Here is a 25,903-nt window from a genome sequence, read left to right as displayed (position 1 = left end):
GGAATGCCGCATCATTGACCATCGTTAGCACTCATCAGGCGAGAGTGCCAGGAGGAAGACAAGTGCCCACGTACCAGTACCAGTGCACCGAGTGCGGCAACGGCCTGGAGGCGGTGCAGAAGTTCACCGACGAGGCGCTGACCACGTGCCCCGACTGCCAGGGACGGCTCCGCAAGGTCTTCTCGGCCGTGGGTGTCGTGTTCAAGGGTTCGGGTTTCTACCGGACCGACAGCCGCTCGTCCTCCACCAGCTCGGTGGGCTCCGGATCGTCGTCCACGTCGACGTCGACCTCCTCGACGTCGTCCACCTCGACCTCCTCGCCCGCCGCGTCGGGCACCGGGTCCTCGACCCCGTCCAGCCCGGCTCCGGCCGCGAGCTGACTCGGGCGCCGGATTCGACCGGACGCCCAGCAGACCTCGGAAAGGCCCGTCGGCCCCGCTTGCACGCGGGGCGGCGGGCCTTTCTGCTTCTCTGGCCGTTCCGTCACCTCCGGCGGGGCTCTCTCACTCGCGCGAGTGCACGAAGTTGTCCACAGGGCAGGGTTTTCCACAGGCTGGGGAAAGTGCCTTTCCGAGGCCGGCGGGAGCGCTCATCGTGGGGGTCGGCCGGGCCAACCGGGGTCGGCCGACCGACCGATCCGGAGGTTCGTCCATGACGACCGTGAGCTTCTCCGTCCCGCTGCCCGCGCCGACCGTGCCGCCACGGCAGGAGGTGCCGAGCTTCCCGCCGATCCGGCGCGGGTGCGGCGGGTGGCACCGCTGGCGCAGCGCGGTCCGGCGGCGGGCCGGGGTGCCCGCGCTGGTCCTGCTCGCGGTGGCCGCGGCGCTCGCGCTCGGGCCCGCACGGGCCGGGCTGCCGCCGCCCGACGGAGGCCCGCTGGGCCGGACGGGTTGTCAATCCGGAGCCGCCGAAGATCACCCGTAACCGGGCGACGACTTCGTCGTTCGAGGCGGCATGAAGGGCTTCAAGGAATTCCTGCTGCGTGGAAATGTCGTCGAACTCGCCGTCGCCGTCGTCATCGGCGCGGCATTCACCAACATCGTCAACGCCTTCGTCAAGGGCGTGATCAACCCGATCGTCGGCGTCTTCGGGACGAAGGACCTGGGCTCCTACAGCTCCTGCCTCAAGGGGCCGTGCGAGGTGGGCCCGGCCGGCGAGGTCTCGTCCGGGATCCTCATCCTGTGGGGATCGGTGCTCAGTGCCGCCCTGCAGTTCCTGATCACCGCGGCGGTCGTCTACTTCGTTCTGATCGTGCCCATGAACAGGTTGGCGGCCCGCCGCAAGTCCAACGCCGAGGTGGCGGCGGAGGCCGAGGCCAAGGAGGTCCAACTGCTGACCGAGATCCGCGACGCGCTGGTCTCGCCGATGCGCTGACCAGCCCCGCTTCTTTCCCTACCCCTCTCCGTCGTCTCAGCCCCCGTGGTGCGGCGGGCGCTGGCTCAGATACCAGTCCAGCCCCCGCCCACCGCCCGCCCCGGGCCGGTCACCCCAGCCGGCGTCGGTGTCGTCCCGGGACGGCTCGTCCAGCGGGTCGCGGAAGACCAGCCGGGCCTTGACCGCGGCGTCCTTCCCCGGGCCCTGGTCCGGTGCCTCTGCCTGGCCCTGCTCCTGCTTTTGGCGCTCCCCCTGCGCCGGCCCCTGCGCCGTCGGCTGTTCCTGTTCCTGCTCGCTCACCGTGTCCACGACCCATCGCTCGCCTCGTCCTGTCCCTCCAGCCTAAGAGCCCCGTGGCACGCCTCGGGCCCCGCTGCGGAACACTCCGCACCAGGGCCCGGGTGAGGGCTCGACCCGTTCCACCGGCAGGGGCGGCCCGTCAGGCGGCCTCGAAGCCGGCGTGGTCGGCGATCTTCTTCAGCTCGGCCAGCGCGTGCTTCTCGATCTGCCGGATCCGCTCGCGGGTGAGGCCGTGCTGCTTGCCCACCTCGGTGAGGGTGCGCTCGCGGCCGTCCTCCATCCCGTAGCGGGAGCGGATGATCGAGGCCGTGCGGTCGTCCAACCGCCCGATCAGGCCGTCCAGTTCCTCGCGGCGGAGCATCACCATCACGGCGTCCTCGGGGGACGTCGCCCCGGTGTCCTCGACCAGGTCGCCGAACTGGGTCTCGCCCTCGTCGTCCACCGCCATGTTGAGGCTGACCGGGTCGCGGGCCCAGTCCAGCACGTCCTTGATCCGGGCCTCGGTGGTGTCCAACTCGGCCGCGATCTCGGCCGGCTCGGCCTCGCGGCCCAGCTCCTTGGACTTCTCGCGCTGCACCCGCCGGATCCGGCCCAGCTCCTCCACCAGGTGCACGGGCAGCCGGATGGTGCGGGACTGGTCGGCGATGGACCGGGTGATCGCCTGCCGGATCCACCACGTCGCGTACGTGGAGAACTTGAAGCCCTTGGCGTAGTCGAACTTCTCGACGGCGCGCACCAGGCCCGCGTTGCCCTCCTGGATGAGGTCCAGCAGCGGGAGGCCGCTGCGCGGGTAGCGGCGGGCGACCGCGACCACGAGGCGGAGGTTGGAGCGGATGAAGACGTCCTTGGCGCGCTCCGCGTCCGCGGCTATCGTCTCCAGCTCCTCGCGCGTGACGCCGCTGGGGAGTTCGCCCTCCTCCAGCAGGTGCTGGGCGTACACGCCGGCCTCGATCCGCAGGGAGAGCTCGACCTCCTCGGCGGCATCGAGCAGGGGTGTCCTGGCGATCTCGTCGAGGTACATGCCGACCAGGTCGCGGTCGGCCTCGAGGTTGGTCGGGCGGGCCGCGCGAGTCCGGTCGGCCCTGTCACGAACGACGGCACGGGTGGCCATGCTTGCTCCCTTTGCTGAGATTGCCGAGGTCTGCCTGCCTGCCCGCCATGAGGGCAAGAAGTGCGGGCCCCGTCGGGCTCACACGTAACGATCCAACGCACAGAATCCGGACAACATTCCCAAGTCACTCCGATTCTTCCCGGCGATGCAGTATCCTGCCGGTTTTCGCGCCGACTTTGGACGCTCGGTGAGCAGTTGGACACGTTCCGCGCCCGGGCTCGACCACTCGGGGAGGGATTCCTTCACTCGACCCACACGCCGGCGCCGTCCACCCGTTGAACCGGTGAACGACCGCGGGCGTTCCCGCGCACCCCCGCCCTCCGCCCGCGCCCGCGCCCCGGCGCACGCAGGACCTCCCTACAAACGATGCCAAATCGCTATCGCCCCAGCTCCTCAACGGCCCGGGACACTGGGAAGGTGTCAGCCATGCACCTGACCAACGGCACGACCTCCGTCACTGCGCGTCACCGCAGTCTCCTTCGGGACGCCGCGCTCGCGGTGGGCTGTGCCACCCTGTTCGGCGCTCTGGCGGCTCTGGTGACCAGCCACTGGCGTCCGCTGGAGCGCTTCGACCAGGAGTGGATCAGCGAACTGCACACCTACGCCCGGGAACACCGGATCTGGACCGCCGCCGTGCAGACGCTCTCCGACATCGGCGGCACCGTCACAATGCGTACGCTCCTCGGCATCGCAGCCGCCTGGCTCTGGTTGATCGGCGCACGGGTACTGGCCGGCTGGGTGGCCACCCAGGCCCTGGTCGGCTGGGGCGCCCAGTGGGCGCTGAAGCTGGCCTTCGACCGGCGGCGGCCCGCCTTCACCGACCCGGTCTCGCACGCCGGCGGCCCGGCCTTCCCTTCCGGGCACGCGATGACCTCGGCGATCACCTGCGCCGTGCTGGTCGGCCTGCTCTGGTACCGGGTCCACCGCCGCGGCCGGACCGCCGCCTGCGCGGTGGCGGCGGCGACCGTCCTCGCCATCGGCTGGACCCGGATCGCCCTCGGAGTGCACTGGCCCAGCGACGTGCTGGCCGGCTGGCTGGCCGCCGGGGTCGTGCTCGGCACCGTCACCGCCGTGATCGAGCTGTGGCGTCCCGGCGCGCTGGCCCGCGACGTCCGGCGGGTCAACTGGCGCACCAGGCCCAGGGTCCAGCGGGTCATCGTGCCCTCGGTGCAGCCGCCCCGCACCGCCGACCCGCTGGACGACGACGCCCCGGAGGGCGGCGCTCCGGGCAGCGCGACGGGTGACGGCACTGCGGGCGGCGACGCTTCGGGGGGCGGCGCTTCGGAGGGCGGCGCGACGGGCGGCGCTGCCGATCGGCCGGACCGGGCCGTCGGCTGAGGCCATGTCACCGGATCGAGGCCGTCCGCTAGCGTGACGGCCATGTCCACCGACTCCGCTCCCGCGTCCGCCGCCCCTGCCGGATACCCCGCGCAGCCGCTGCGCATCGCCACCGTCCAGGCCCAGGCCGTGCCCGGCGACATACCCGCCAACGTCGCGCAGGCCGCCGGGCTGATCCGCGAGGCCGCGCGGGCCGGTGCCCGCCTGGTGCTGTTCGCCGAGAAGTTCCTCTCCGGCTACGAGCCCGAGCTGATCCGCACCGACCCGCTCAAGTACGCCGTCCGGACCGGCGATCCGCGCCTCGCGCCGATCGCCGACGCCTGCCGGGAGACCGGCACCGCCGCCGTCGTCGGCGCCGCCGTGCAGGACGGCGCCGACCTGCGGGTCTCCGCCCTCGTCCTCGGCCCGGACGGCAGCTTCGTCGCCCGCTACGACAAGCAGTTCCTGTTCAAGACCGAACGCGACTACTACCGCCCCGGAACGGCCGGTTGCACCGTGGAACTGGACGGCTGGCGGCTCGGCCTCGGCGTCTGCTACGACTCCGGCTTCCCCGAGCACGCCCGCGCCGCCGCTCTCGACGGCTGCCACGCCTACCTGGTCGGCGCGCTGTTCAGCCGGGGCCACGGCTCCCACGAGGCCCGCACCTGGTTCCCCGCCCGCGCGCTCGACAACACCCTCTACACGGTGCTCGCCAACCACATCGGCCACACCGGCGGCTGGCACACCTGCGGCGGCAGCGCGGTCTGGGGCCCGGACGGCCACCTGATCGCCGCGGCGAGCGAGGACCTGCGCGAACTCGTCGTGGTCGACCTCGACCCGGCCGTCCTGCGCACCGCCCGCGAGACCGAGACCCTGCTCGCCGACCTCGCCCTCGCCGGCACCCGCCCGGTCGGGCAGCGCACCCGCGTCACGCTCGCCTGACCGTGCCGCCGCCCAGCCGCCGAGCGGCGGGTGGGGCGGAAAGCAGGGCGGAAAAGGGGCAGGCCCCCCGACCCGGAGTGGGCGGGGGGCCTGCGACCTGCGTGCTCGTGGTGTGCCCCAGGCAGGATTCGAACCTGCGACACCGGCTTTAGGAGAGCCGTGCTCTATCCCCTGAGCTACTGAGGCGTGGCCCGGCTGCGGCGAGGCCGATCACAGCGTACCGGATCGAGGGTGGTGGGCAGGGTGGTGGGCGGGGTGGGGAGCGGGGTGCGGGCGGGGGTGCGGGCGCCGACGGGGTGTCAGGACGGGTCAAGTAGCCTGCCCGGAAGTGTTCGCCCCGCCCCGGCACGCCGCGAGAAGGAGACGAAGGACCCGATGAGACCTGCGGTACGCCCGGTCGTCCGGCTGTTGGGGCAGGTGTGGTGGTGGCCCGCGGTGGTGATGCTGGCCGTGGGCGGGTACCGGCTGGGGACGCCGGACCTGTGGCGGGACGAGATCGCGACCGCGACGGTGTCCACCCGCTCGCTGGGCGATCTGCTGCGGCTGCTGCAGCACATAGACGCCAGCAACGGCGCGTACTACCTGCTGATGCACGGCTGGACCTCGGTGTTCGGCGACTCGACGGTGGCCCTGCGAATACCGTCCGTGCTGGCCATGGCGGGGGCGGCCGCGTTCGTGGCGCTCACCGCCCGGCGGCTGTTCGGCAACCGGGTGGCGGCGATCGGCGCCGGCCTGCTGTTCGCGGTGCCGCCGGAGGTCTCCCGGTACGCCCAGGAGGCGCGTTCGTACGCGCTGGTGACCTGCGCGATCGCGGCCGCCGCCCTCTTCCTGCTGCGGGCGCTGGAGCGGCCGACCTGGCGCCGCTGGGCGCCGTACTGCGTGGCCATGGCGCTGGCCGGCGTGGGGCACCTGGTCTCGTTCAGCACGGTGGCCGGGCAGGTCGCCCTGGTGGCGCTGCACCTGTGGCGGAGCCGGCCGGCGGCGGACCGGCGGCTGCTGTGGCAGTACCCGCTGGCGGTCGCGGTGGCGGCGCTGCCGGTGCTGCCGGTGGTGCTGCTGGGCAGCCGGCAGTCGAACCGGCAACTGGGCTGGATACCCACCCCGTCCCTCCGCGGCCTGCTCCGCTTCGGCGAGCACCTGGTCGGCTCGGATCTGGCGTTCTACGCCCTCGTCCTGCTGGCGCTCCCGGCGCTGGCGCTGCCCGGCCGGCGGCTGCAGGCCTGGCAGGTGCTGCTGCTCGCCGAGCTGCCGGTGGTGGGCGTCTGGCTGGTGTCGCGCGTGGGCGGCACCTCGTACTTCCTCGGCCGGTACCTGCTGTTCACGGTGCCCGCCTGGGCGGTGCTGGCCGGGGGCGGGGCCGGGGCGGTGTACGGCGCGGTCACGGCCCTGGCGCGCCGCGGCCGGGCACCCCGCAGGGCGCTCGCGGCGACCGGGCTGCTGGCCGTGGGGCTGCTCGCCGTACCGGCCGTGGCGGCGCTGCCCGAGCAGCCCGCCGTGCGGTACGTGGGCTCGCACAACGGCTCGGAGGAGCCGTTCAAGGCCGCCGCCCGGACGATCGCCTCCGGCTACCGCTCCGGGGACGGGATGGCGGCCCCGCTGGGTGACGAGTCCTGGGCGATGGTCTGGCCGGGCGTCAGCTACTACCTGCCGTCGGACGTCCGCCCCTACCCGGTGTTCGTCGCACAGAGCGCCGACGACGCCGAGGACCTGTCGCCGGCGCCCTGCCCGCGGCCGGAGGCCTGCCTGGGCACGGGGTCGCGGGTCTGGCTGCTGGTCCTCGGCGACACCGCGGACCCGCTGGCCGCCATGCCCACGGACCAGGCGCAGGTGCTCCGGTCCCAGTACGGCGACCCGGACCAGGTGACCGCCCTCGGCGGCTTCACGCTCGCGCTGCTCGACCGCGACACGTAGGCACGTAGGCGTACAGACGCACAGGCGCACAGGCGCGAATGCCGAAGGGGAGCCGGTACGGACCGGCTCCCCTTCGGCATTCGTTCAGCGGTTCAGCGGTGGGACGTTCACAGCGTGCGCACCAGCCGGGACTGGATGGACGGCGGCTTGAGGTCGGACTGGAGGGCCACCGGGACCTCCACCTTGTTCTCGCCCGCGCCCACCCGCAGCACGCCGACCTCCTTGCCGGCCTGCTCGCTGTGGCCGACCTTCGCCGCGTCCAGGGTGACCGTGCCGGAGATGCCGGGGAAGCCGGGCACCACCAGGTCCTTGGTCGCGACGACCTGGACCTTTCCGCCGAGCCCGTCGTCCACCGACCCGACGACGTCGCCCTTCTTCACCACGGTCTGGCCGGTCAGGCCGTTCTGGGCGGCCTGGATCTGCTTGCCGCTGACCTTCAGCACGGTGTCCAGGATGCCGTCGCCCTCCCGGGGCGAGGTGGCCGGCTGGCCCAGGGTGACGCCGAGGATCAGCCGCTTCACGCCGCCGATGTCCTTGTAGGCGGCCCACATCAGGCAGCCGCCGGCCGGGGTGCTGGAGCCGGTCTTGACGCCGATGACGCCGGTCTTCGGGTTGACCAGGTTGTTGGTGTTGCGGATCTTCGCGTTGTTGAAGTTGGTCTCCGGGGTGGAGACGATCTGCCGGAAGATCTCGTTCTGCATGACCTGCTCGGCCAGCTTCAGCTGGTCCTTGGCGGTGGACTTGGTGTCGGAGTTGAAGCCCGCCGGGTCCGCGTAGATGGTGTTGGTCATGCCGAACTTGGCCGCGGTGTCGTTCATCAGCTTGACGAACGCCTCCTCGGAGCCGGAGTGGTACCGGGCGAGCAGCCGGGCCACGTTGTTGGCCGAGGGCAGCATCAGCAGTTCCAGCGCCTGGTACTCGGTGATGGACTGGCCCTCGGTGAGCGCCACCCGGGACTCGTCGAGGTTGCCGGACTCCTGTGCGGCCGGCTTGTCGACGGTGATCGTCGGGCCGCTCTCGCCCTTCTTCAGCGGGAACTTCTGCAGGATCAGGTAGGCGTTCATCACCTTGGTGACGCTGGCGATCGGCGCCGGCGCCTCCTGGCCCGAACTGCCGAGACTGCCGACGCCGACCACCTCGGCGGTGGACTGGCCCCTGGCGGGCCAGGCGAGGTCGAGCTGGTCGCCGGTGAAGGTGTAGCTGCCCGTGGCGGTCATCTTCGTCGTGGTGTCCGGCAGCGGGCGCAGCAGTTGGGCCACCACGGCCGCGCCGAGCACGACGGCGAGGAAGACCGTCCAGATGGTCACCCGCTTGAGGGCGCGGCGCAGCGGCGAGACCGGGCGGGCGTTGAGGGAGGCCAGGACCTCCATCGCCTCGGCCGTGGTCTCGGGCGAGGGCAGCGGCTCCGGCTCCTGCTCCGGCTGCGGTTCATGCTCCGGCCTCGGCATCGGCTCGGGCCGGGGCAGCGGCGGGACCGGCGGCACCGGTCGCGGGTCCGGCTCGGGCAGCGGCTTCGGGGCCGGCGCCGGGCTCGGCTCGGGCTTGGGGGCCGGCTTCGGCTGCGGCTCCGGGACGGGCGCCGGCTCGGGCTCGGGGAGGGGCCGGGGCGCCGGGGGCTCGGGCACGGTGCCGGCCGCGGGGGCGGCAGGGGTGCGTGGCGGCTCGGGCTTCTCCAACTTCCCGGTCGGGCCCGACTTCTGACCAGGCTGCCCGGTCGTGGTCAGCGTGACGGGCTCGGCGTCGTCGGCGGGAGCAGCCTCGACGGAGGCCGCCTCGGTCTCCTTGCTGTCCTTGCTGTCCTTGCTGTCCTTGCTGTCCTTGCTGTCCTTGCTGTCCTTGCTGTCCTTGCTGTCTCCTTTGTCCTTACTGTCCTCGGTGTCCTCGGCGTTCTCGACCGTCCCCGCCTTGTCGGCCCTGTCCGCCTCGTCAGCCTTCTCGGCCTTCTCCGCCGCCACTGCCTCGGACGTCCGCATGGCGAGACGCGGGTCAGCGGCAGCGGGGCGCTCGGTGGGCGCCTTCATCCCGTCGGACGCCGACGAGGACTTCCCCTTCTCCCTCTCACCACCCGAACTCCCCTTGCCGGCATCCTTCACCAGCTCGTCGGGCAGCCGGAGCGCGGTGGTCTTGTTGTCCACCGGAAGCCGCAGCATCGTCGTCTTGCTGTCCACATCCTGGACACGGAGTTGTACCGTCGAGCCGCCCTTGGCCCCCGCCGCCGGAGCGTCGGCGGACGCCTTCGCAGGCGCCTCCGCAGGCGCCTCTGCGGCGTCGTCCGGGGCGGGTTCCGCAGCGGTGTCCGAGGAGGTCTCGGCGGTGGTCGCCTCGGCGCCGGCCGTGGCTGACGCCCCGGCAGCAGCCGGGCGGGAGCCGTGCTCCGCGGACTCGGCGGTACCGGTCTCCGCGCCCGCCGCCGGACCGGTCCGTTCGCGTTCCAGGTCCTGCTCCCGTTCGCCGTCCCTCAGCACCCTGTCGGGGGACTTGCCCACGTATCCCAGCCTCCTCAACGCCCGGCGGGGCACCGGCGAACCCGATTTCGGGAAGCCGACGCCCCGCCCCGTGTACCTGTACAGTCTCCGGCACCGACGGCCGATCCCACCGCGCACACCCCGCCCGACCGGCGCTTATTGCGATCGCACGGGCGCACCACGGCCTGTTCACCGGTCAGACGCCGGGCCCGTGGCCGCCGGTTCCGCGCCTTCACCGCAAGGTCACGATTCGGAGGCGTACTCGACAAGCCCGTGTGAGAGGCGTCACCCTGTCTCTCATCCACGCGGGGAGGCTTGGATGGGCAAGAGCCGCAGAACTGTTCCCGAGGAACTCTTGCTGCTCGCTTTGGACCCGACCACGGGTACCACGGCGCAGCCGCAGACCCTCGACCTCGGACTCGCCGGGGCACAGCTCGTCGAGCTGTCCCTGGCCGGACGGATCGTACCGGAGGGAGACCGGATCGCTGTCGTACTCGCACGGCCGACCGGCGACCCGACCCTTGACCACGCGCTGGAACTGCTGCGCCGACGCGGCAGTCCGGTCCGCGCGGCGCACTGGATCGGCGGGCCCCGGCTGGGGCTGCGGCAGACCTACCTGGCGCACCTGGAACGCTGCGGCATGGTCACGGCCGTGCCGGGCCAGGTGTGCGGGGTGCTTCCGACGATCCGGTACCAGGCGTCCGACGACTGCACCAACGGCGCGATCAAGCAACGGCTGGACACCGCGATCCGCACCGGTGTGCCGCCGGATCCGCGGACGGCCGCGCTCGCCGCGCTCGCCCACTCGGTCGGGTTGGGCAAGCACCTGTACCCGGGCAACGAGGGCCGGTCCTCGCGGTCCCGGCTGCGGGACCTGATCCGGTACGACCCGCTCGGCGGGATGGTCGCGCACGCCGTGATGGACGTGCAGAACGGCCTGCCGGCGCAGCAGAACCGTTCTGCCCAGAGCCCGGGGCCTGCCACCGGCCGCTCCGGCGCCCGTACGGCGGGCCGGGGTTCGGGCGGGCGGGTTCCCGACTCCCGGGTCGGCGTCCGATGACCGGAGCGGACGGCATCCTGAAGAGTGCTGACGAGAACTACGAGCACTACGAGCACTGAAGAACCACCGCAGCACCAGCACCACCGCACCTCCGGCAGCACCGCACCACCGGCAGCACCCAGGGGCGGTCGCCCCGCGACGCAAGTCGCCCGGCGACCGCCCCTCTGCCGTCCCCGGACGCCGCGCTGCCTGTCCGAAGTTGTCCAAGTCGCTGAGCCGCATTACCACCTGGGGGCTTTCGCTGTCTCGCGGAAGCGCTTTTCCGATGATCTGTACTACCGCGCTGCAGGGATTCCCCGGCGCCGACCTGGGCCAAGGTGTCATGCTGCTCCAAGTCAGGGGGGTTGGTCCCAATGTCCGAAGTGTTCCGAGGACTGCCGCTCCAACGATCACCAGAGGTCCGGCCGGAGGTCGAAGTGTCCGCCAACGTCAATCCCACCGTGCGTCGCCGACGCCTCGGTTCGGAGCTGCGCAAGCTCCGCGAGGGCCTCGGCATGACGGCGGAAGAGGTCGCCGGCCGGCTGATGGTCTCCCAGTCGAAGATCAGCCGGCTGGAGAACGGCCGCCGCAGCATCAGCCAGCGGGACGTGCGCGACCTCTGCGACGTGTACGGCGTGCCCGACGACCAGATGCGCGCCAGCCTGATGGAGATGGCCAAGGAGTCGCGTCAGCGCGGCTGGTGGCACGACTTCAACGACATGCCGACTCCGTACAGCGTCTACATCGGCCTGGAGGCCGAGGCCTCCTCGATCCGCGCGTACGAGTCCTCCTTCGTGCCGGGCCTGCTGCAGACCGAGCGGTACGCGCAGGCCGTGGTGGAGGGCACCCAGCCGGACACCGACGCCGTCGCGGTGCAGCGCCGGGTGCAGGTCCGGATGAAGCGCCAGGAGCGCGTCCACGGGGAGGACCAGCTGGGCAGCCTGTGGACCGTGATAGACGAGGCGGTGCTGCGCCGCGAGGTCGGCAGCAGGGAGGTGATGGCCGCCCAGCTGCGGCAGATGCTGGAGTTGAGCCATCGCCCGAACATCACCATCCAGGTGATCCCGTTCTCGCACGGCGCCCACCCCGGCATGACCGGGACATTCTCCCTGCTGGAGTTCCCCGAGTCAGCCGATTCGACGGTTGTCTACTTCGAAGGTGTGACGAGCGATCTCTACCTGGAGAAGGAGGCTGATGTGCGCCGCTATACCGGTCTCTACGACTACCTGAGAGCGGCCGCACTCGGTGTCGCGGAGAGCCGGTCGCTGATAGCCGACATCGAAAAGGAATTCAACGCATGATCACCCCGTCCGAGTACGGAACCCGATGGCGCAAGAGCAGTCACAGCGGGGGCCAAGGCGCCTGTGTGGAGGTCGCCGGACCAGCCGGGGGCGCGGTCGCGGTCCGGGACTCCAAGGACCCGCTCGGCCCGCACCTGCGCTTCTCGACCGAGGCCTGGAACGCTTTCGCCTCGGCGGCGGCCGCGGGCGCCTTCGGCAGCCCCTGACGCCGGCGCGGGAGCCGTCTCGGACCGGTTGTCCGTGGCGTCGGCCACCGCCGAGGGGGCGCCGGCCGACGCCACGGGCGACCGCCGGTCCCGGTCTCAGCCCACCACCGGGTACCGGGCGCACCAGTTGGCGCCCTCCTGGGTCCGCCGGTCGTGCAGTTCGCTTCCGTGCATCAGCTCCAGCACGAAGTCGTCGGCGAGTTCGAGGATCGCGGCGCGCCCCTCGACGCCGGCCACCAGGCCCGGCGGCAGTGCGGTGTCCCCGTGCAGCGCGCCGAGCAGGTTGCCGCAGATCGCTCCGGTGGAGTCGCTGTCCCCGGAGTGGTTGACGGCGAGCAGCAGGCCCGACCGGACGTCGTGGGCGACCAGCGCGCAGTAGACCCCGATCGCCAGCGCCTCCTCGGCGACCCAGCCCTCCCCCAGCGCCTCGACCCGCTCCGCGGAGGGTTCGCCGGCCCGGACGGCGTCCAGGGCGCCCCGCAGCGCGGCGGTGGTCTCCTCGTGCGCCTGCCGTTCGGAGAGCAGGGCGAGCGCGAGGTGGACGCCCTCCTCCAGGGTGCCGCCGCGGGCGACGGACTGGACGATCACGGCGAAGGCGGCGGCCGCGAGGTAGCCGGTGGGGTGGCCGTGGGTGAGCACCGAGCACTCCGCCGCGAGTTGGAACACCAGGCCCGGCTCCCAGGTGGTGAGCAGACCGAACGGCGCCGCCCGTACGACGGTGCCGCAGGCCTTGGAGTGCGGGTTCTTGGGCTGTTCCAGGGTGCCGAGGCGGTCGGCGTTCGGCCCGGTGAGGCCGGACAGGCAGCCCTGGCCGGGGGCGCGCTGGGCGTACAGCCATTCCTCGCGGCCGAGCCAGCCGAGGTCGGGGCGGCGCTCGTCGGGGCCCCAGTCGCGCTGGGTGGCGGCCCAGCGCAGGTAGGCCAGGTGCAGGTCGGTGGGCGGGTGCCAGCTGCCGGTGTCGCGCCGGATGTGGGCACGGATCAGTCCGTCGACGGTGAACAGGCTGAGCTGGGTGTCGTCGGTGACGGCGCCGGTGCGCCCGTACGCCGGGGCGTAGCCGGTGACGCCCTGCGGGCCGTGCTGGGCCCGGATCTTCTCCAGCGCGTCGAACTCGACGCCGGCGCCGAGCGCGTCGCCGATGGCCCCGCCGAGCAGGCAGCCCCGCACCCGGCTGCGGTAGTCCTGCTGCTGGGCGCGTGACCACAGTGGCATCACGACGGGGCGCCTTTCGTCGGGGTGGGGGACCGCACGACGATCGGCCGGTCGCGCGCCCTCGCACTGTACTTCGACCACCCGTACGGATCGACGGCATCCCTCGAACTCCGGTGCCCACGGACTGCCCGTCGCCCGCCCACACGCCCCACACACACGGCCGCCGCCCGCGGGGGCGGCGGTCGGGGCCCCGTGGTCAGTCCAGGACGGGCAGCAGCTTCGGCAGGTGTCCGTCCGAGGCCTTGGCGGCGGCCCGGCGCTCGGCCGGCACCTCGCCGTAGGTGGTGGTGCGCTGGCGGTGCGGGCGGCCCGCCAGGTCGGCGATCGCCTGCAGGTCGCGCACGGACTTGTAGCTCCCGTACGCCGAGCCCGCCATCCGGGAGATGGTCTCCTCCATCAGCGTGCCGCCGAGGTCGTTGGCGCCGGAGCGGAGCATGTCGGCGGCGCCCTCGGTGCCCAGTTTGACCCAGCTGGTCTGGATGTTGGGGATGTGCGGGTGCAGCAGCAGCCGGGCCATCGCGACGACCGCGCGGTTGTCCCGGGCGGTGGGACCGGGCCGGGCGATGCCGGCCAGGTAGACCGGGGCGTTGGTGTGGATGAACGGCAGGGTGACGAACTCGGTGAAGCCGCCGGTCCGTTGCTGGATCTGCGCGAGCAGGCGCAGGTGGCCGAGCCAGTGCCGCGGGGTGTCCACGTGCCCGTACATCATCGTGGACGAGGAGCGGATGCCCAGTTCGTGCGCGGTGGTGACGACGTCGACCCAGGTCGCGGCCGGCAGTTTGCCCTTGGTGAGCACCCAGCGGACCTCGTCGTCCAGGATCTCGGCGGCGGTGCCGGGGATGCTGTCCAGGCCCGACTCCTTGGCCTGCTGCAGCCAGTCGCGGATGGACAGGCCGGTGCGGCTGGCGCCGTTGACGACCTCCATCGGCGAGAAGGCGTGCACGTGGATGCCGGGCACCCGCTCCTTCACCGCGCGGGCGATGTCGAAGTAGGCGGTGCCGGGCAGGTCCGGGTGGATGCCGCCCTGCATGCAGACCTCGGTGGCGCCCACCTCCCAGGCCTGCGCGGCCCGGTCGGCGACCTGTTCCAGCGACAGGGTGTAGGCGTCCGCGTCGGTGCGCCGCTGGGCGAAGGCACAGAAGCGGCAGCCGGTGTAGCAGACGTTGGTGAAGTTGATGTTCCGCGTGACGCAGTAGGTGACCTCGTCCCCGACGGCGGCGCGGCGCACGTCGTCGGCGATCCGGCAGAGCGCGTCCAGGGCGGGGCCGTCCGCGTGGAACAGGGCGAGCGCCTGGTCGTCGGTCAGCCGGGTCGGGTCGTCGGCGGCCACCGCCAGGGCTTCGCGCAGGTCGCCCGCGAGGCGCTCGGGCGCGCCGGCGGTGAGCACCTGTTCGCGCAGCACGTCCCAGTCGCCGTAGACGTCCTCGAAGTCGGCCCGGCGGTCGCCGGTGCGGCCCTCGGTATCGATGGCGGTGTGCAGGTCGGTCCGGCCGTACGACTCCGGCAGGTCCTCGGGCTCCTGCCAGGGCAGTCCGCGGACCACCGCGTCCGGGTCGGCGAGCCCGGTCTGCGGGTCGGCCAGGGCGCGGACGTGCGGCAGCACCCGCGGGTCCAGCCAGGGCTCGCCGTGGCGCACGTACTCGGGGTAGACGGCGAGGCGTTCGCGCAGTGCGAAGCCGGCCGCCGCCGAGCGTTCGGTCAGCAGCTCGATCTGCGGCCAGGGGCGCTCGGGGTTGACGTGGTCGGGGGTGAGCGGGGAGACGCCGCCCCAGTCGTCGATGCCGGCGGCGATCAGCCGCTCGTACTCGCCGTCGACGAGGTTCGGCGGGGCCTGGAGGCAGGCGGTCGGGCCCAGCAGGTGCCGGGCCACCGCGACGGTCGCCACCAGTTCGTCCAGTTCGGCGTCCGGCATGCCGCGCATCGCGGTGTCCGGCTTGGCGCGGAAGTTCTGCAGGATCAGTTCCTGGATGCCGTGGTAGGCGCGGGAGACCTTGCGCAGCGCGAACAGTGACTCGGCGCGCTCCTCGTACGTCTCGCCGATGCCGATCAGCAGGCCGCTGGTGAACGGGGCGGAGCTGCGTCCGGCGTCCTCCAGCACCCGCAGGCGTACGGCCGGCTCCTTGTCGGGGGAGCCGAAGTGCGGGCCGCCGGGTTCGCTCCACAGCCGGGTGGCGGTGGTCTCCAGCATCATGCCCATCGAGGCGGAGACCGGCTTGAGCCGCTGGAAGTCCGTCCAGCCCAGCACCCCGGGATTGAGGTGCGGCAGCAGGCCGGTCTCCTCCAGGATGCGGATCGACATCGCCCGCACATAGGCGATGGTGTCGTCGTAGCCGTGCGCGTCCAGCCACTCGCGGGCTTCGGGCCACCGGTCCTCGGGTTTGTCCCCGAGCGTGATCAGGGCTTCCTTGCAGCCGAGTTCGGCTCCGCGGCGGGCCACTGCCAGCACCTCGTCGGGGGACATGAACGCCCCGTGGCCGGCGCGGCGCAGTTTGCCGGGGACGGTCGCGAAGGTGCAGTAGTGGCACTTGTCGCGGCACAGCCGGGTGAGCGGGATGAAGACGCTCTTGGAGTAGGTGATGACGCCGGGGCGGCCGGCCGCTTCGAGGCCGGCGTCGCGCAGCCGGGCGGCGCCGGAACAGAGGTCGCGCAGGTCCTCGCCTCTGGCTTGCAGCAGTACGGCGGCCTCGGTCACGTCGAGGGCGACGCCGTCCCGGGCACGGCGCAGGGCGCGGCGCATCGCGTTCGCGGTCGGGGGGTTGCTCGCGTCCATGGCGGTTCCGTCCATGGCGCGACCCTACGTCAGGGGTGGTACTCCGGGAGGAGCAACCCTGAGGCCGCCTCAGGGTCGGCATACCCGAGAAGGCCAACATGATCTGGCCCTACAGGGCGATGACGGCGCGGGCCCGGCACCATCTAATGGATGGGCAAGGCCAAGCGCACGTGTTCGCAGAGGAGTTGAGGACGCCATGACCAATGAGACGGCGACAGGGGACGACCTGGACGGCGGCGTGCCGTACCGCTCGCGACGGCGCGTGCTGGTGCGCGCCGGGGTGCCGGTGGCGGTGGCCGCCGTGATCGCCGCCGGCGTCGGGCTGGTGCCCGCGCTGGCCGCCGACGCGCCCCCGGACCTGCCGTCGCTGACGGCGGAGCAGGTCGTCGCCAAGGTGCTCGGCTCCGAGGCGCAGACCCTGTCGGGAACGGTCTCGGTCACCACCGACCTCGGCCTGCCCAGCCAGCTGCTGGGCGCGGCCGGCGGGCTCGGCGCGGCGGCCGGGCGCGGGCAGGGCGCGGACACCTCGGCGGACCCGCAGGCCAAGCTGCTCGGCCTGCTCGGCGGCGACCGGACGCTGCGGGTCGCGGTGGACGGCCCGGACCACCAGCGGGTGGACCTCATGGAGGACATGGCCGGCTACACCGTGGTCCGCAACGGCGACCAGTCCTGGGCCTGGGACAGCTCGACCAACAGCGCCGTGCACCTGACCGGCCGGGCCGGCGACCGGCACCCGGAGGCGCCGAAGGCCGGGCTGGCGACCACCCCGCAGGAAGCCGCCCGGCAGTTCCTGGCCGGGAGCGCCGGCACCACCTCGGTCACCGTCGACGGCACGGCCAACGTGGCCGGCCAGAAGGCCTACCAGCTGAGCGTGAAGCCGACCCAGCAGGGCTCGACCGTCGCCGAGGTCCGGATCGCGGTGGCCGCCGAGAACGGCGTGCCGCTCGCCGTGGTGGCGAAGTCCACCGACGGCAGCACGGTGCTGGACGTCCGCTTCACCGACGTCTCCTTCGCCAAGCCGGCCGCCAAGACCTTCGACTTCACCGTGCCCAAGGGCGCCAAGGTGACGGAGAAGAAGGCCGACGGGGCGGACGGGGCGGCCAAGGCCGCCGGGGCCCGGCCGGGCGGCACCGGGGCCGGGGCCCACGAGGGCGTGAACGTGGTCGGCGAGGGCTGGACGGCCGTGCTCACCGCGCAGCTGCCCGCCGGGGCGGTCGAGGCGCCGAAGGGCGACGGCGGCAGTGCCGGCAAGGGCGGCGGCAAGCACGGCGGTCGCGGCTCGGTGAACCCGCAGGCGCTGATCAAGTCGCTCGGCAAGCAGGTCGACGGCGGCACCCTGATCGGCACCAAGGTCGTCAACGTGCTGCTCACCGACGACGGCCGGGTCTTCGCCGGCGCGGTCACCCTGCCGGTCCTGCAGCACGCCGCCGGGGTGAACTGACGGATGCCCGAGACTCCCGTAACGGGGGACGTTACGGAGTCGGCCGGGGGTACGGGCGCCGAGCAGCGCCCGGCCCCCGTTCCCGTTCCTTCCGCTTCCCCCTCCCCCGCCGCTTCACCCTCCCGCGCCGCTTCCCCCACCCCCTCCGCTTCGCCTGCCCGCGCCGCTTCGCCCGCCCGCTCCGACGACGTGATCAGGACCCGCGGTCTGACCAAGCGCTTCCGGGGCGGCCAGTTCGCCGTCGACGGCCTCGACCTGGCCGTGCCGCGCGGCTCGGTCTTCGGCTTCCTCGGCCCCAACGGCTCCGGCAAGACCACCACCATCCGGATGCTGATGGGCCTGATCGCCCCGACCTCGGGCGCGGCCGCCGTCCTCGGCGAGCCCATGCCGCGGTCCGTCGCCACCGTGCTGCCCCGGGTGGGCGCGCTGATCGAGGGCCCGGCGCTGTACGGCTACCTCTCCGGGCGGGACAACCTGGTGCGGTTCGACTCCGCCGATCCGACCGCCGACCCGCGCACCCGCCGGCAGCGGGTCGACACGGCGCTGGAGCGGGTCGGCCTGAGCGCCGCGGCGGGCAAGAAGGCCCGCGCGTACTCGCTGGGCATGAAGCAGCGCCTGGGCCTGGCCTCCGCGCTGCTGCAGCCGCGCGAGCTGCTGGTGCTGGACGAGCCGACCAACGGGCTGGACCCGCAGGGCATGCGGGAGATCCGGGCGCTGGTCCGGGAGGTCGCGGCGGAGGGCACCACGGTGTTCCTCTCCTCGCACCTGCTGGACGAGATCGAGCAGGTCTGCAGCCACGCGGCGGTGATGTCCCGGGGCCGGCTGGTGGTGCAGGGCACCGTCGCCGAGCTGGCCGCCCGGGCCCAGGGCCGGCTGGTGGTGCGCACCCCGGACGTGGCGCAGGCCGCCGAGGTGCTGGCCGCCCACGGCGTCAGCGGCCTGGTGTCCGGCGAAGGCCGGGTGGACGGTGGGCTGGGCGACCGGGACGACGAGGCGCTGCCCAAGCTGTGCGCGGCGCTGGTCGAGGCCGGGGTGCGGGTGCGGGGCTTCGGGTTGGAGCGGGGAACGTTGGAGGACGCCTTCGTGGCGCTGACCGGGGAGGGCTTCGATGTCGCGGGCTGAGGCGGTGGCCGTCAGTGGCCGACGGCCGCTGACGGCGGCCGGGTTCCTGGCGCTGTTCCGCAACGAGCTGCACCTGACCTTCCGCCGGCTGCGCACCAGGGTGCTGCTGGGGATCCTGGCGGTGCTGCCGGTCCTGATCGGGGTGATCGTCAAGCTCAACACGGGCAGCCCGCACGAGGGCGGCGGCGGCCCGAGCTTCATTGCGCAGACCACCCAGAACGGGCTGTTCCTGGTGTTCACGGCGCTGGCCGTCGCGCTGCCGGTCTTCCTGCCGATGACGGTCGGCGTGGTCGCCGGGGACGCGGTGGCGGGCGAGGCGGCCACCGGGACGCTGCGCTACCTGCTGGTCGCCCCGGCCGGGCGGACCAGGCTGCTGGCCGCCAAGTTCGCGGCCGCGCTGGTGTTCTGCCTGGCCGCCACGGCGGCGGTCGCGGCGGCGGCGCTGGCCGCCGGCGCCGCGCTGTTCCCGCTCGGCGAGGTCACCCTGATCTCCGGGGACACCATCGGCTTCGCCGACGCGCTGCTGCGTGCGGTGCTGGTCGCCGGGGTGGTCGCGGCCTCGCTGGCCGGGCTGGTGGCGATCGGGCTGTTCGTCTCCACGCTCACCGGCAGCGGCATCGCGGCGATGGCCGCGACCGTCGGGCTGGTGATCACCGTCCAGATCCTGGACGCCTTCCCGCAGCTGGACGCGATCCGGCCGTTCCTGTTCACCCACTACTGGCTCAGCTTCTCGGACCTGCTGCGCGAGCCGATGTACTGGGACGGCGTGCTGAAGGACCTCGGGCTGCAGGCCGCCTACGTCGCCGTGTTCGGCGCGGCGGCCTGGGCGCGCTTCACCAGCCGGGACATCAGCGCGTGACGCTCGGTTCGGGCGCCTCCGCCGGTACGGGCCGCGGCACCGCCGCGGCCCGCGCCGCGCGGTCGGCCCGCACCTGGCGCAGCGCGTCCCAGGTGAGCACCGCGAGCGCGGCCCAGACCAGGCCGAAGCCGGCCCAGCGGGCGGGCGGCATCGACTCGTGGAAGACCGCGACACCGATCAGGAACTGGAACACCGGCGCCAGGTACTGCAGCAGCCCGAGCACGGTGAGCGGCACGCGCACGGCCGCCGCGCCGAAGAACAACAGCGGGATCGCGGTGATCACCCCGCTGAGCAGCAGCAGCGCGGAGTGCCCCCAGCCGTACGATCCGGCCACCGTGTGCCCGAAGGTGCCGCGCCCGGTGACCTCCAGGTAGACGAGGTAGCCGAGGGCGAACGGGAACATGAAGGCGCTCTCCGCCGCCAGGCTCTCCAGGCCGCTCAGCCCGACCTTCTTCTTCAGCAGGCCGTACGTGGCGAAGGAGAGCGCCAGGGTCAGCGCGATCCACGGCAGCCGCCCGTAGGCGGCGGTGAGCACCGCGACGGCGAGGGCGCCGACGCCGACCGCCGTCCACTGCGCGGTCCGCAGCCGCTCCTTGAGCACCAGGACGCCGAAGCCGATGGTGACCAGGGGGTTGATGAAGTAGCCGAGGCTGGTCTCGACGACGTGCCCGGCGTTGACGCCCCAGATGTAGACGCCCCAGTTGACCGAGATGACGGCGGCGGCGCCGGCCAGCATGGCGAGCCGGCGGGGCTGGCGCAGCAGCGGGCGTATCCAGCTCCAGTGCCGCTGGGCGACCAGCAGCAGGACGACGGCGACCAGGGACCAGACCATCCGGTTGGCCAGGATGTCGTCGGCGGCGCCGGGCTCCAGCAACGGCCAGAACAGGGGGAAGAGCCCCCAGATGCCGTAGGCCGCGAAGCCGTACCAGAGGCCCCGGCCGTTGTCCTGCTGGTTCGTCTGTGGCATGGCCGAGTGCCCTCCCGCGCGCGTGTGGTCCAGGCGACCGTAGCGGGCGGGAGGGCGGACTGTCATCTCCGTTTCCGGAGTTTGGTCATGACAGTGCTTGCATGCTGGACATCCGGGCGCCCCACCTGGGCTTTCAGGCCTTCAGGGCGGCGCGGACGGACTCGGCCAGCGGGACGGTCGGGCGGCCGATCAGCCGGGCCAGGTCGCCCGGGGTGCCGGCCAGCTCGCCGCGGGCGATGCCGGCGTCCACGTCGACCAGGACCTCGGCGAAGCCCTCGGGCAGGCCCGCGCCGACCAGGGCGGCCAGGTGCTCGGCCGGGGTGACGTCCCGGTGTCCGACCGGCTCGCCGGAGGCCTTCGCCAGCTCGGCGGCCAGCTCGGGCAGGCTCCAGGCGGCGTCACCGCTCAGCTCGTACACCGCGTTGGCGTGGCTGCCGCCCTCGCTCTTGCCGTCGCCCTTGTCCTCGCCCTTGCCGAGGAGCACCGCGACCGCCGCGTCGGCGTAGTCGCGGCGCGGGGCGGTCGCGATCCGGCCCTCCCCGGCGCTGCCGAGCACCACGCCGCGGGCCACCGTGCCGGCCGCGTCGCCCAGGTAGTTCTCGGTGTACCAGCCGTTGCGCAGGAAGGTGTACGGCAGACCGGAGGCGAGGATCAGCTCCTCGGTCGCCTTGTGCTCGTCGGCCAGCCGGAAGGTGGCCACGCCGGGCGCGCTGGTGTAGGCGAGCAGCGCGACCCCGGCGGCCTTGGCGGCGTCCACCACGGCCCGGTGCTGCGGGATCCGGCGGCCGACCTCGCTGCCCGAGATCAGCAGCACCCGGTCGCCGGCGGCGAAGGCGCCCGCCAGGGTCTCGGGCCGGTCGTAGTCGACCACGCGGACGGCGACGCCGCGCGCGGCCAGGTCGGCGGCCTTCTCGGCGGAGCGGACGGCGACCGCCACCTCGCTCGCGGGGACCTCGGCCAGCAGGCCCTCGACGACGAGACGGCCGAGCTGGCCGGTGGCACCGGTGACGACGTACATGGTGATGGCTCCTTGGGATGCGGGTTCTGGCCTCGGAACTCACCTTAGGGGTGGCACTAACCTTTCGAAAGTACGCACTTCAAAGTAGGGTACAAACATGAAGGTAAGCGAGCAGGTCCGTGAGCAGGTGCAGGTGCGCGAGCTTCCGCCCGCCAACGTCTTCGACCGGATGTGCCCGTCCCGGGGCGTGCTGGAGCACGTCACCAGCCGCTGGGGCGTCCTCGTCCTCGGCGCGCTGCAGGAGCGGGGCTACCGGTTCAGCGAGCTGCGGCGGCAGGTCTCCGGGGTCAGCGAGAAGATGCTCGCCCAGACCCTGCAGACGCTGGAGCGGGACGGCTTCGTCCTGCGCGAGGCGCATCCCGTGATTCCGCCCCGGGTCGACTACAGCCTCACCCCGCTCGGCCGGGAGGCGGCCGAACTGGTCGCCGCGCTGGCGCACTGGTCGGAGCGGCGGGTGCCGGCCGTCCTCGCGGCCCGCGAGGAGTACGACGGGCGGGCTACCGGCGTGCGATGAGGGCTTCGAGCCCGTCCAGGACGCGGGCCAGGCCGAAGGCGTACGCGTGGTCCGGGTCGTACGCGCCGCCGTGCGCCTCCCCGGCCGCGGCGCCGACCCGGGCGGCCACCGGGTAGCGCTCGGGGTCGAAGACCCGGGCGAGCAGGTCGGCGTTGGCGGCCCACCACTGCTCGTCGGTCATCGCGCTGTCCTGCTGCGCGGCGCGCTCGTCGGCGGCCATCCGGGCGCAGGTCTGGACGAAGCCGAGCAGGTGGGTCAGCGCGGCGTCCAGCTCGACGTCGGGCAGGCCGGTGCCCTCGAAGGCGCGCAGCTCGTACTCGTACTTGGCCATCAGCCCGGGCCCGAGCGGCGGGCGGCTGGTGGAGACGGCGGCGATCCACGGGTGGGCGCGCTGGAGCGCGCGGTTGTCGTCCGCGACGGCGGTGACCCTGGCCCGCCAGTCCCCGCCGGCGGGGGCGCTGCGGGGCATCGTGGCGTAGACGGTGTCGAGCATCAGGTCGAGCAGTTCGGCCTTGCCGGGCACGTAGGTGTAGAGCGCCATCGGGGAGACCCCGAGCTCCTGCGCCACCCGGCGCATGGTGACGGCGTCCACGCCCTCGGCGTCGGCGAGGGCGACGGCGGCGGCGGCGATCTCCCCGGTCGAACGGGCCTGCCGGGGCCCGCGCCGACCGGGCTTCTCCTCGGTGGTGAGCCCCCAGAGCAGGGCGAGGGTGCGCGCCGGATCTCCTGCGCTGCTGCGGTCGGTGGCCATGGGAGCCATCGTGTCACGCACCGTTTCCCGCATCGACCGGGGTCTTCCCCGGCGCCGGGCGACTACCGTCTCCTCATGACCAGCCCTGAGCCGCTTCCCGGGACGGACACCGCGCAGACCCTCCGGTCCCGGGTGACCTGCCGCCGCTGCCACCGGCCGCTGCACGACCCCGAGTCGCGGATGCTGCGGCTGGGGCCGGAGTGCCGCGACCCGGCGGAGCGGGTCGCCCGGTTCGACGTCGACCAGGACCCGCTGCCGGGCATCGGGTAGCGCGCCGGGGGCGCGGGGGGGGCGCGGGGGGCGCAGGTGCCCTCAGCCTCGGCGGAGGATCCGCCCGAGGAGGCCCGGGCGCTGCGGCTCGCGAGCCGGCGCCGGTGCCGGTGCTGATGCAGGCTCCGGAGCCGGTGCCGGTTCGGACTCCCCGGCCGAGTCGACGGCCTGCTCCGCGCGGATGGCCGCCCGGGCGAGGTCGAGGTCGGCCGGCGGCATCCAGGGCGCGGCGAGCACCAGGCGGCACACCGAGCTCAGGACCGTCACCACCCGCGTGTGCCGGGCGTCGACGCAGTGGTTCATCAGCGTCCGGAGCAGCGCGGCGATGTCGGCGCGGGTCTCCGGGTGGGTCCAGCCGATCGCGACGAGCGCCAGGCCGGCGGCTTCGGCGACCCAGTCCTCGGGCCCGAGCAGCAGGTCGCGCAGGACGCGGCGGCGTTCGGAGCCGTCCCACGGCTGGTCGGTGCGGTGGTGGGCGATGCCGAGGCAGGCGAAGGACTGGACGGCGCGGACCCACAGTTCGGGCTGGTGGGCGAGCAGGGCGCGGCCGAGCTCGTCCTCGCGCGGCTGCGGCGGGTGGGCGAGGACGCCGAGCAGGTCGGTGAGCGGCAGCCCGGCGAGGCGGACGGCCTCGTCGTAGGCGGCCGGGATGCTCGGCCAGACGATCCCGGTGATGGCGCGGACGAGTTCGGCGCTCTCCGGGGCGGGCGGGGCGACGGCGGGCCTCGGGTCGGTGCCGTCCCAGGTCCAGATCCGGGTGGTGGTCCCGGTCAGGGTGGTCCCGGTCAGCGGCAGCCGGGGGTCGGGGTGGCCGACGGACTGGTAGACGACGGTGCAGCGCGGCAGGGCGAGGTGGAGCGCGAGCCGCGAGCTGGGCGGTTCGAGGGTGGAGACGGTGCAGTCGATCTCGGTGTCGCGGTTGGTGTCGGCGGCCGCGAGCACCTGGTGCAGCAGGTTGACGGTGGCCTCGGAGGTGCCGGGGACCATGCCGAGCCAGGGCTCGCGGTGGCTCAGCCGGGCCAGGAGGTCCTGGGCGTACTCGTGGTCGGGGTGGGCGCGGTGGTGGTCGGCCAGGCCGAGCAGGTGGACCGGGTCGCCGTCGACGGCGTGGCGCAGCCCGTACCGGGCCGGGGCCGCCTTGGGGTGGTCGGGCTCGGTGGCGAGCACCCGGTCCAGCCAGGGCAGTCCTTCGGCGGGGCGGCCGAGAGCGCCGTACAGCTCGGCGACGTCGACGGCGAGGTAGCTGCTGGAGTTGTCCCGCTCCGGTGCGACTCTCGCCAGTTCGGCTTCCCAGACGGTGAGTGCCCGTTCCGGGTGGCCGTCCGAGCGCAGGGCGTTGCCGAGCATCACGGCGGGCAGGTAGCCGGGGGCCAACCGGTGGGCCAGTTCGGCGAGTTCGACGGCGCGGGCGGGGGCACCGAGGCGGCGGGTCAGGCCGGAGGCCATCGCCAGCAGGAGCGGGTGGTCGCCGTGCCGGGCCAGCACGGCCTGGACGAAGGTGTCGAAGGGCCGGACGGATTCGGCCAGTTCGGCGGGGAGCGGGTCGGGCAGGGCGCCGGCCGCGCGGGCCACCGCCTGGGCGACCGCGTCCGGGTCGACCAGGCCGGGCAGGTCCTCGCGGGCGAGCCAGGCGGTGTGCGCCCAGGGGCGGCCCGGCTCGTACTGGATGGCGGAGGCGAGCAGGCCGACGGCGGCGTCCCAGTCCCCTGCGGCGGCCTCCACGTGGGCCCGGCAGGCGACGGTGCCGAGGTACACCTCGCCGTCCAGCGGGAACAGGTCGCGCGCGCCCGCCGGGCCGCCCGCCGCCGCGCACAACTCGGCCAGTGCCTCGTGCAGTTCGGGCAGCTGGGGGTCGGCGAGGATCGCGTCGGAGAGGTGCTCGGCGGCGTGCGGGAGGTCGCCGGAGTGGATCGCGAGCCGGGCGACCGCGACCTCCCCCTCGGCGGCCAGACGCTCGTCGCCCGCGTCGTCGGTGTGACCACCCATGCCCTTACCCCCCGGTTGCACCGTCTCGCTCCGCACGAGGCTATCCGGTGCGCCCGACGGCCCGGCGATCACCCCGGGCGCCGGTTTCGCCCAACTCCTCGGTCGGATACGACCCGTACGAGTGGTTTAGACCTCCGAAGGGTACGGATCCCCACTGCCGACCACCACGATGGCCGGGGTGCTTCGCGAGCGAAGTGCCCACCCTCCCCTAGTAATCGAGGACACCGTGAAGCTTTCGCGTTCCCTGGCAGTGGCGGCCTCCGCCGCCGTCCTGAGCACCCTCGCCCTGGCCGGCCAGACCGCACCGGCGAACGCCGCCGGCTCGTTCGTGGTCAGCGAGTCCCAGTTCAACAAGATGTTCCCGAACCGGAATCCCTTCTACACGTACAAGGGCCTGGTCGACGCCCTGAGCGCCTACCCGAAGTTCACCACCAGCGGCAACGACGCCACCCGCAAGCGCGAGGCGGCGGCCTTCCTCGCCAACGTCAGCCACGAGACCGGCGGCCTGAAGTACGTGGTCGAGCAGAACACCGCCAACTACCCGCACTACTGCGACACTTCGCAGCCCTACGGCTGTCCCGCCGGCACGTCCGCGTACTACGGGCGCGGCCCGCTGCAGCTGAGCTGGAACTTCAACTACAAGGCTGCGGGCGACGCCCTGCACATCGACCTGCTGCACGACCCCTCCCAGGTCGAGAAGAACCCGGCCGTCTCCTGGAAGACCGGCCTCTGGTTCTGGAACAGCCAGACCGGCGCCGGGACGATGACCGGCCACGACGCGATCGTCAACAACAAGGGCTTCGGCGAGACCATCCGCAGCATCAACGGCTCCCTGGAGTGCAACGGCAAGAACCCGGACCAGCGCAACGACCGCATCAACCTCTTCAAGTCGTTCGTCGGCGTCCTCGGCACGGACGTCGGCGGCGGCAACCTCTCCTGCTGACCGGCGCCGCCGAGCCGCAGCGGATGGGGGGAGCAGGAAGTCGGCCGGGCCGACTTCCTGCTCCCCTCCGTCTACGCAGGTCAC

At 73.2% G+C, this 25,903-nt stretch carries 24 protein-coding genes and 1 tRNA gene; 15 read left to right on the top strand and 10 right to left on the bottom strand.

Translation table 11 applies throughout. The annotated features are described in order from the left end of the window. The first annotated feature begins 62 nt into the window (after positions 1–62). From AC0B61_RS05505 to mscL, 3 genes are all read left to right on the top strand, one after another. A complete protein-coding gene (locus AC0B61_RS05505) occupies positions 63–380 on the top strand; it encodes an FmdB family zinc ribbon protein (RefSeq protein WP_471739295.1) in 318 nt (105 codons plus the stop codon). Between the two features lie 271 nt (positions 381–651). Next, positions 652–924, top strand: coding sequence for a hypothetical protein (locus tag AC0B61_RS05500; RefSeq protein ID WP_471739294.1), 273 nt, complete (start codon positions 652–654; stop codon positions 922–924). A gap of 30 nt (positions 925–954) precedes the next feature. Then, positions 955–1,374, top strand: coding sequence for a large conductance mechanosensitive channel protein MscL (gene mscL / locus AC0B61_RS05495; protein WP_471739293.1), 420 nt, complete (start codon positions 955–957; stop codon positions 1,372–1,374). A gap of 36 nt (positions 1,375–1,410) precedes the next feature. Here mscL and AC0B61_RS05490 read toward each other — a convergent pair whose 3' ends face one another. Further along, on the bottom strand, positions 1,411–1,683 hold the full coding sequence (locus AC0B61_RS05490) for a hypothetical protein (RefSeq protein WP_471739292.1): 273 nt from the start codon (positions 1,681–1,683) through the stop codon (positions 1,411–1,413). Positions 1,684–1,813: 130 nt separating this feature from the next. Continuing rightward, the gene (locus tag AC0B61_RS05485; protein ID WP_471739291.1) at positions 1,814–2,785 is read right to left on the bottom strand and encodes a sigma-70 family RNA polymerase sigma factor; all 972 of its coding nucleotides are present in this window, start codon (positions 2,783–2,785) and stop codon (positions 1,814–1,816) included. Between the two features lie 426 nt (positions 2,786–3,211). Between AC0B61_RS05485 and AC0B61_RS05480 the strand changes: the two genes are divergently transcribed. Both AC0B61_RS05480 and AC0B61_RS05475 read left to right on the top strand, forming a co-directional pair. After that, positions 3,212–4,123, top strand: coding sequence for a phosphatase PAP2 family protein (locus AC0B61_RS05480; protein ID WP_471739290.1), 912 nt, complete (start codon positions 3,212–3,214; stop codon positions 4,121–4,123). A 42-nt stretch (positions 4,124–4,165) separates the two neighbouring features. Continuing rightward, positions 4,166–5,044: a carbon-nitrogen hydrolase family protein gene (locus tag AC0B61_RS05475; protein ID WP_471739289.1), complete on the top strand. Its 879-nt coding sequence runs from the start codon at positions 4,166–4,168 to the stop codon at positions 5,042–5,044. 113 nt (positions 5,045–5,157) lie between these two features. Here the strand turns inward: AC0B61_RS05475 and AC0B61_RS05470 are convergent. After that, positions 5,158–5,230, bottom strand: a tRNA-Arg gene (locus AC0B61_RS05470). A gap of 189 nt (positions 5,231–5,419) precedes the next feature. Between AC0B61_RS05470 and AC0B61_RS05465 the strand changes: the two genes are divergently transcribed. Next, entirely contained in the window at positions 5,420–6,955 is a 1,536-nt protein-coding gene (locus AC0B61_RS05465; protein WP_471739288.1) for a glycosyltransferase family 39 protein, read from the top strand. Between the two features lie 107 nt (positions 6,956–7,062). Here AC0B61_RS05465 and AC0B61_RS05460 read toward each other — a convergent pair whose 3' ends face one another. Beyond that, positions 7,063–9,441 (bottom strand): D-alanyl-D-alanine carboxypeptidase, encoded by a 2,379-nt coding sequence (locus AC0B61_RS05460; RefSeq protein WP_471739287.1) that lies wholly within the window; start codon positions 9,439–9,441, stop codon positions 7,063–7,065. A gap of 298 nt (positions 9,442–9,739) precedes the next feature. Between AC0B61_RS05460 and AC0B61_RS05455 the strand changes: the two genes are divergently transcribed. The 3 genes from AC0B61_RS05455 (at position 9,740) to AC0B61_RS05445 (ending at position 11,966) form a co-directional block, all read left to right on the top strand. Further along, the gene (locus AC0B61_RS05455; protein WP_471739286.1) at positions 9,740–10,480 is read left to right on the top strand and encodes a GOLPH3/VPS74 family protein; all 741 of its coding nucleotides are present in this window, start codon (positions 9,740–9,742) and stop codon (positions 10,478–10,480) included. 416 nt (positions 10,481–10,896) lie between these two features. Further along, the gene (locus AC0B61_RS05450) at positions 10,897–11,760 is read left to right on the top strand and encodes a helix-turn-helix domain-containing protein (protein ID WP_471739285.1); all 864 of its coding nucleotides are present in this window, start codon (positions 10,897–10,899) and stop codon (positions 11,758–11,760) included. After that, positions 11,757–11,966, top strand: a complete 210-nt coding sequence (locus AC0B61_RS05445) for a DUF397 domain-containing protein (RefSeq protein ID WP_471739284.1) — start codon at positions 11,757–11,759, stop codon at positions 11,964–11,966. The genes AC0B61_RS05450 and AC0B61_RS05445 overlap by 4 nt, the downstream gene beginning before the upstream one ends. Positions 11,967–12,062: 96 nt before the next feature. On the opposite strand, the gene AC0B61_RS05440 is transcribed toward AC0B61_RS05445, so the two are convergent. Together AC0B61_RS05440 and AC0B61_RS05435 are read right to left on the bottom strand one after the other, a co-directional pair. Further along, a complete protein-coding gene (locus AC0B61_RS05440) occupies positions 12,063–13,178 on the bottom strand; it encodes an ADP-ribosylglycohydrolase family protein (protein ID WP_471739283.1) in 1,116 nt (371 codons plus the stop codon). Between the two features lie 196 nt (positions 13,179–13,374). Continuing rightward, complete coding sequence (locus tag AC0B61_RS05435; protein ID WP_471739282.1) at positions 13,375–15,963, bottom strand: bifunctional FO biosynthesis protein CofGH; 2,589 nt, start codon at positions 15,961–15,963, stop codon at positions 13,375–13,377. Between the two features lie 181 nt (positions 15,964–16,144). On the opposite strand from AC0B61_RS05435, the gene AC0B61_RS05430 reads away from it, so the two are divergent. From AC0B61_RS05430 to AC0B61_RS05420, 3 genes are read left to right on the top strand one after another with little or no spacing between them, the layout of a single operon-like run. Then, positions 16,145–17,389, top strand: coding sequence for a LolA family protein (locus AC0B61_RS05430; protein ID WP_471739281.1), 1,245 nt, complete (start codon positions 16,145–16,147; stop codon positions 17,387–17,389). A 3-nt stretch (positions 17,390–17,392) separates the two neighbouring features. Next, complete coding sequence (locus AC0B61_RS05425) at positions 17,393–18,511, top strand: ABC transporter ATP-binding protein (protein ID WP_471739280.1); 1,119 nt, start codon at positions 17,393–17,395, stop codon at positions 18,509–18,511. Beyond that, positions 18,498–19,370 (top strand): ABC transporter permease, encoded by an 873-nt coding sequence (locus tag AC0B61_RS05420; protein ID WP_471739279.1) that lies wholly within the window; start codon positions 18,498–18,500, stop codon positions 19,368–19,370. The genes AC0B61_RS05425 and AC0B61_RS05420 overlap by 14 nt, the downstream gene beginning before the upstream one ends. Here AC0B61_RS05420 and rarD read toward each other — a convergent pair. Both rarD and AC0B61_RS05410 read right to left on the bottom strand, forming a co-directional pair. Further along, positions 19,360–20,337, bottom strand: coding sequence for an EamA family transporter RarD (rarD, locus tag AC0B61_RS05415; protein WP_471739278.1), 978 nt, complete (start codon positions 20,335–20,337; stop codon positions 19,360–19,362). The two genes, AC0B61_RS05420 and rarD, sit on opposite strands and share 11 nt — an antisense overlap. Positions 20,338–20,470: 133 nt before the next feature. After that, positions 20,471–21,355 carry an SDR family oxidoreductase gene (locus tag AC0B61_RS05410; RefSeq protein ID WP_471739277.1) on the bottom strand — a complete coding sequence of 295 codons (885 nt, stop codon included), beginning with the start codon at positions 21,353–21,355 and terminating at the stop codon, positions 20,471–20,473. Between the two features lie 169 nt (positions 21,356–21,524). On the opposite strand from AC0B61_RS05410, the gene AC0B61_RS05405 reads away from it, so the two are divergent. Next, complete coding sequence (locus AC0B61_RS05405) at positions 21,525–21,869, top strand: winged helix-turn-helix transcriptional regulator (RefSeq protein WP_471739385.1); 345 nt, start codon at positions 21,525–21,527, stop codon at positions 21,867–21,869. On the opposite strand, the gene AC0B61_RS05400 is transcribed toward AC0B61_RS05405, so the two are convergent. Continuing rightward, complete coding sequence (locus tag AC0B61_RS05400; protein WP_471739276.1) at positions 21,853–22,620, bottom strand: TetR/AcrR family transcriptional regulator; 768 nt, start codon at positions 22,618–22,620, stop codon at positions 21,853–21,855. The two genes, AC0B61_RS05405 and AC0B61_RS05400, sit on opposite strands and share 17 nt — an antisense overlap. 75 nt (positions 22,621–22,695) lie before the next feature. Between AC0B61_RS05400 and AC0B61_RS05395 the strand changes: the two genes are divergently transcribed. After that, on the top strand, positions 22,696–22,890 hold the full coding sequence (locus tag AC0B61_RS05395) for a DUF6011 domain-containing protein (protein WP_471739275.1): 195 nt from the start codon (positions 22,696–22,698) through the stop codon (positions 22,888–22,890). Between the two features lie 42 nt (positions 22,891–22,932). Here the strand turns inward: AC0B61_RS05395 and AC0B61_RS05390 are convergent, their stop codons facing one another. Beyond that, a complete protein-coding gene (locus tag AC0B61_RS05390; protein WP_471739274.1) occupies positions 22,933–24,876 on the bottom strand; it encodes a tetratricopeptide repeat protein in 1,944 nt (647 codons plus the stop codon). 169 nt (positions 24,877–25,045) lie between these two features. Here AC0B61_RS05390 and AC0B61_RS05385 point away from each other — a divergent pair, with 169 nt between their 5' ends. Continuing rightward, positions 25,046–25,819 carry a chitinase gene (locus tag AC0B61_RS05385; protein ID WP_471739273.1) on the top strand — a complete coding sequence of 258 codons (774 nt, stop codon included), beginning with the start codon at positions 25,046–25,048 and terminating at the stop codon, positions 25,817–25,819. Positions 25,820–25,903 lie beyond the last annotated feature (84 nt).

It is taken from the genome of Kitasatospora sp. NPDC023385, from assembly GCF_055664045.1.
The sequence above is the reverse complement of the archived record's forward strand: the minus strand, read 5'-3'. Positions and strand labels throughout refer to the sequence as shown.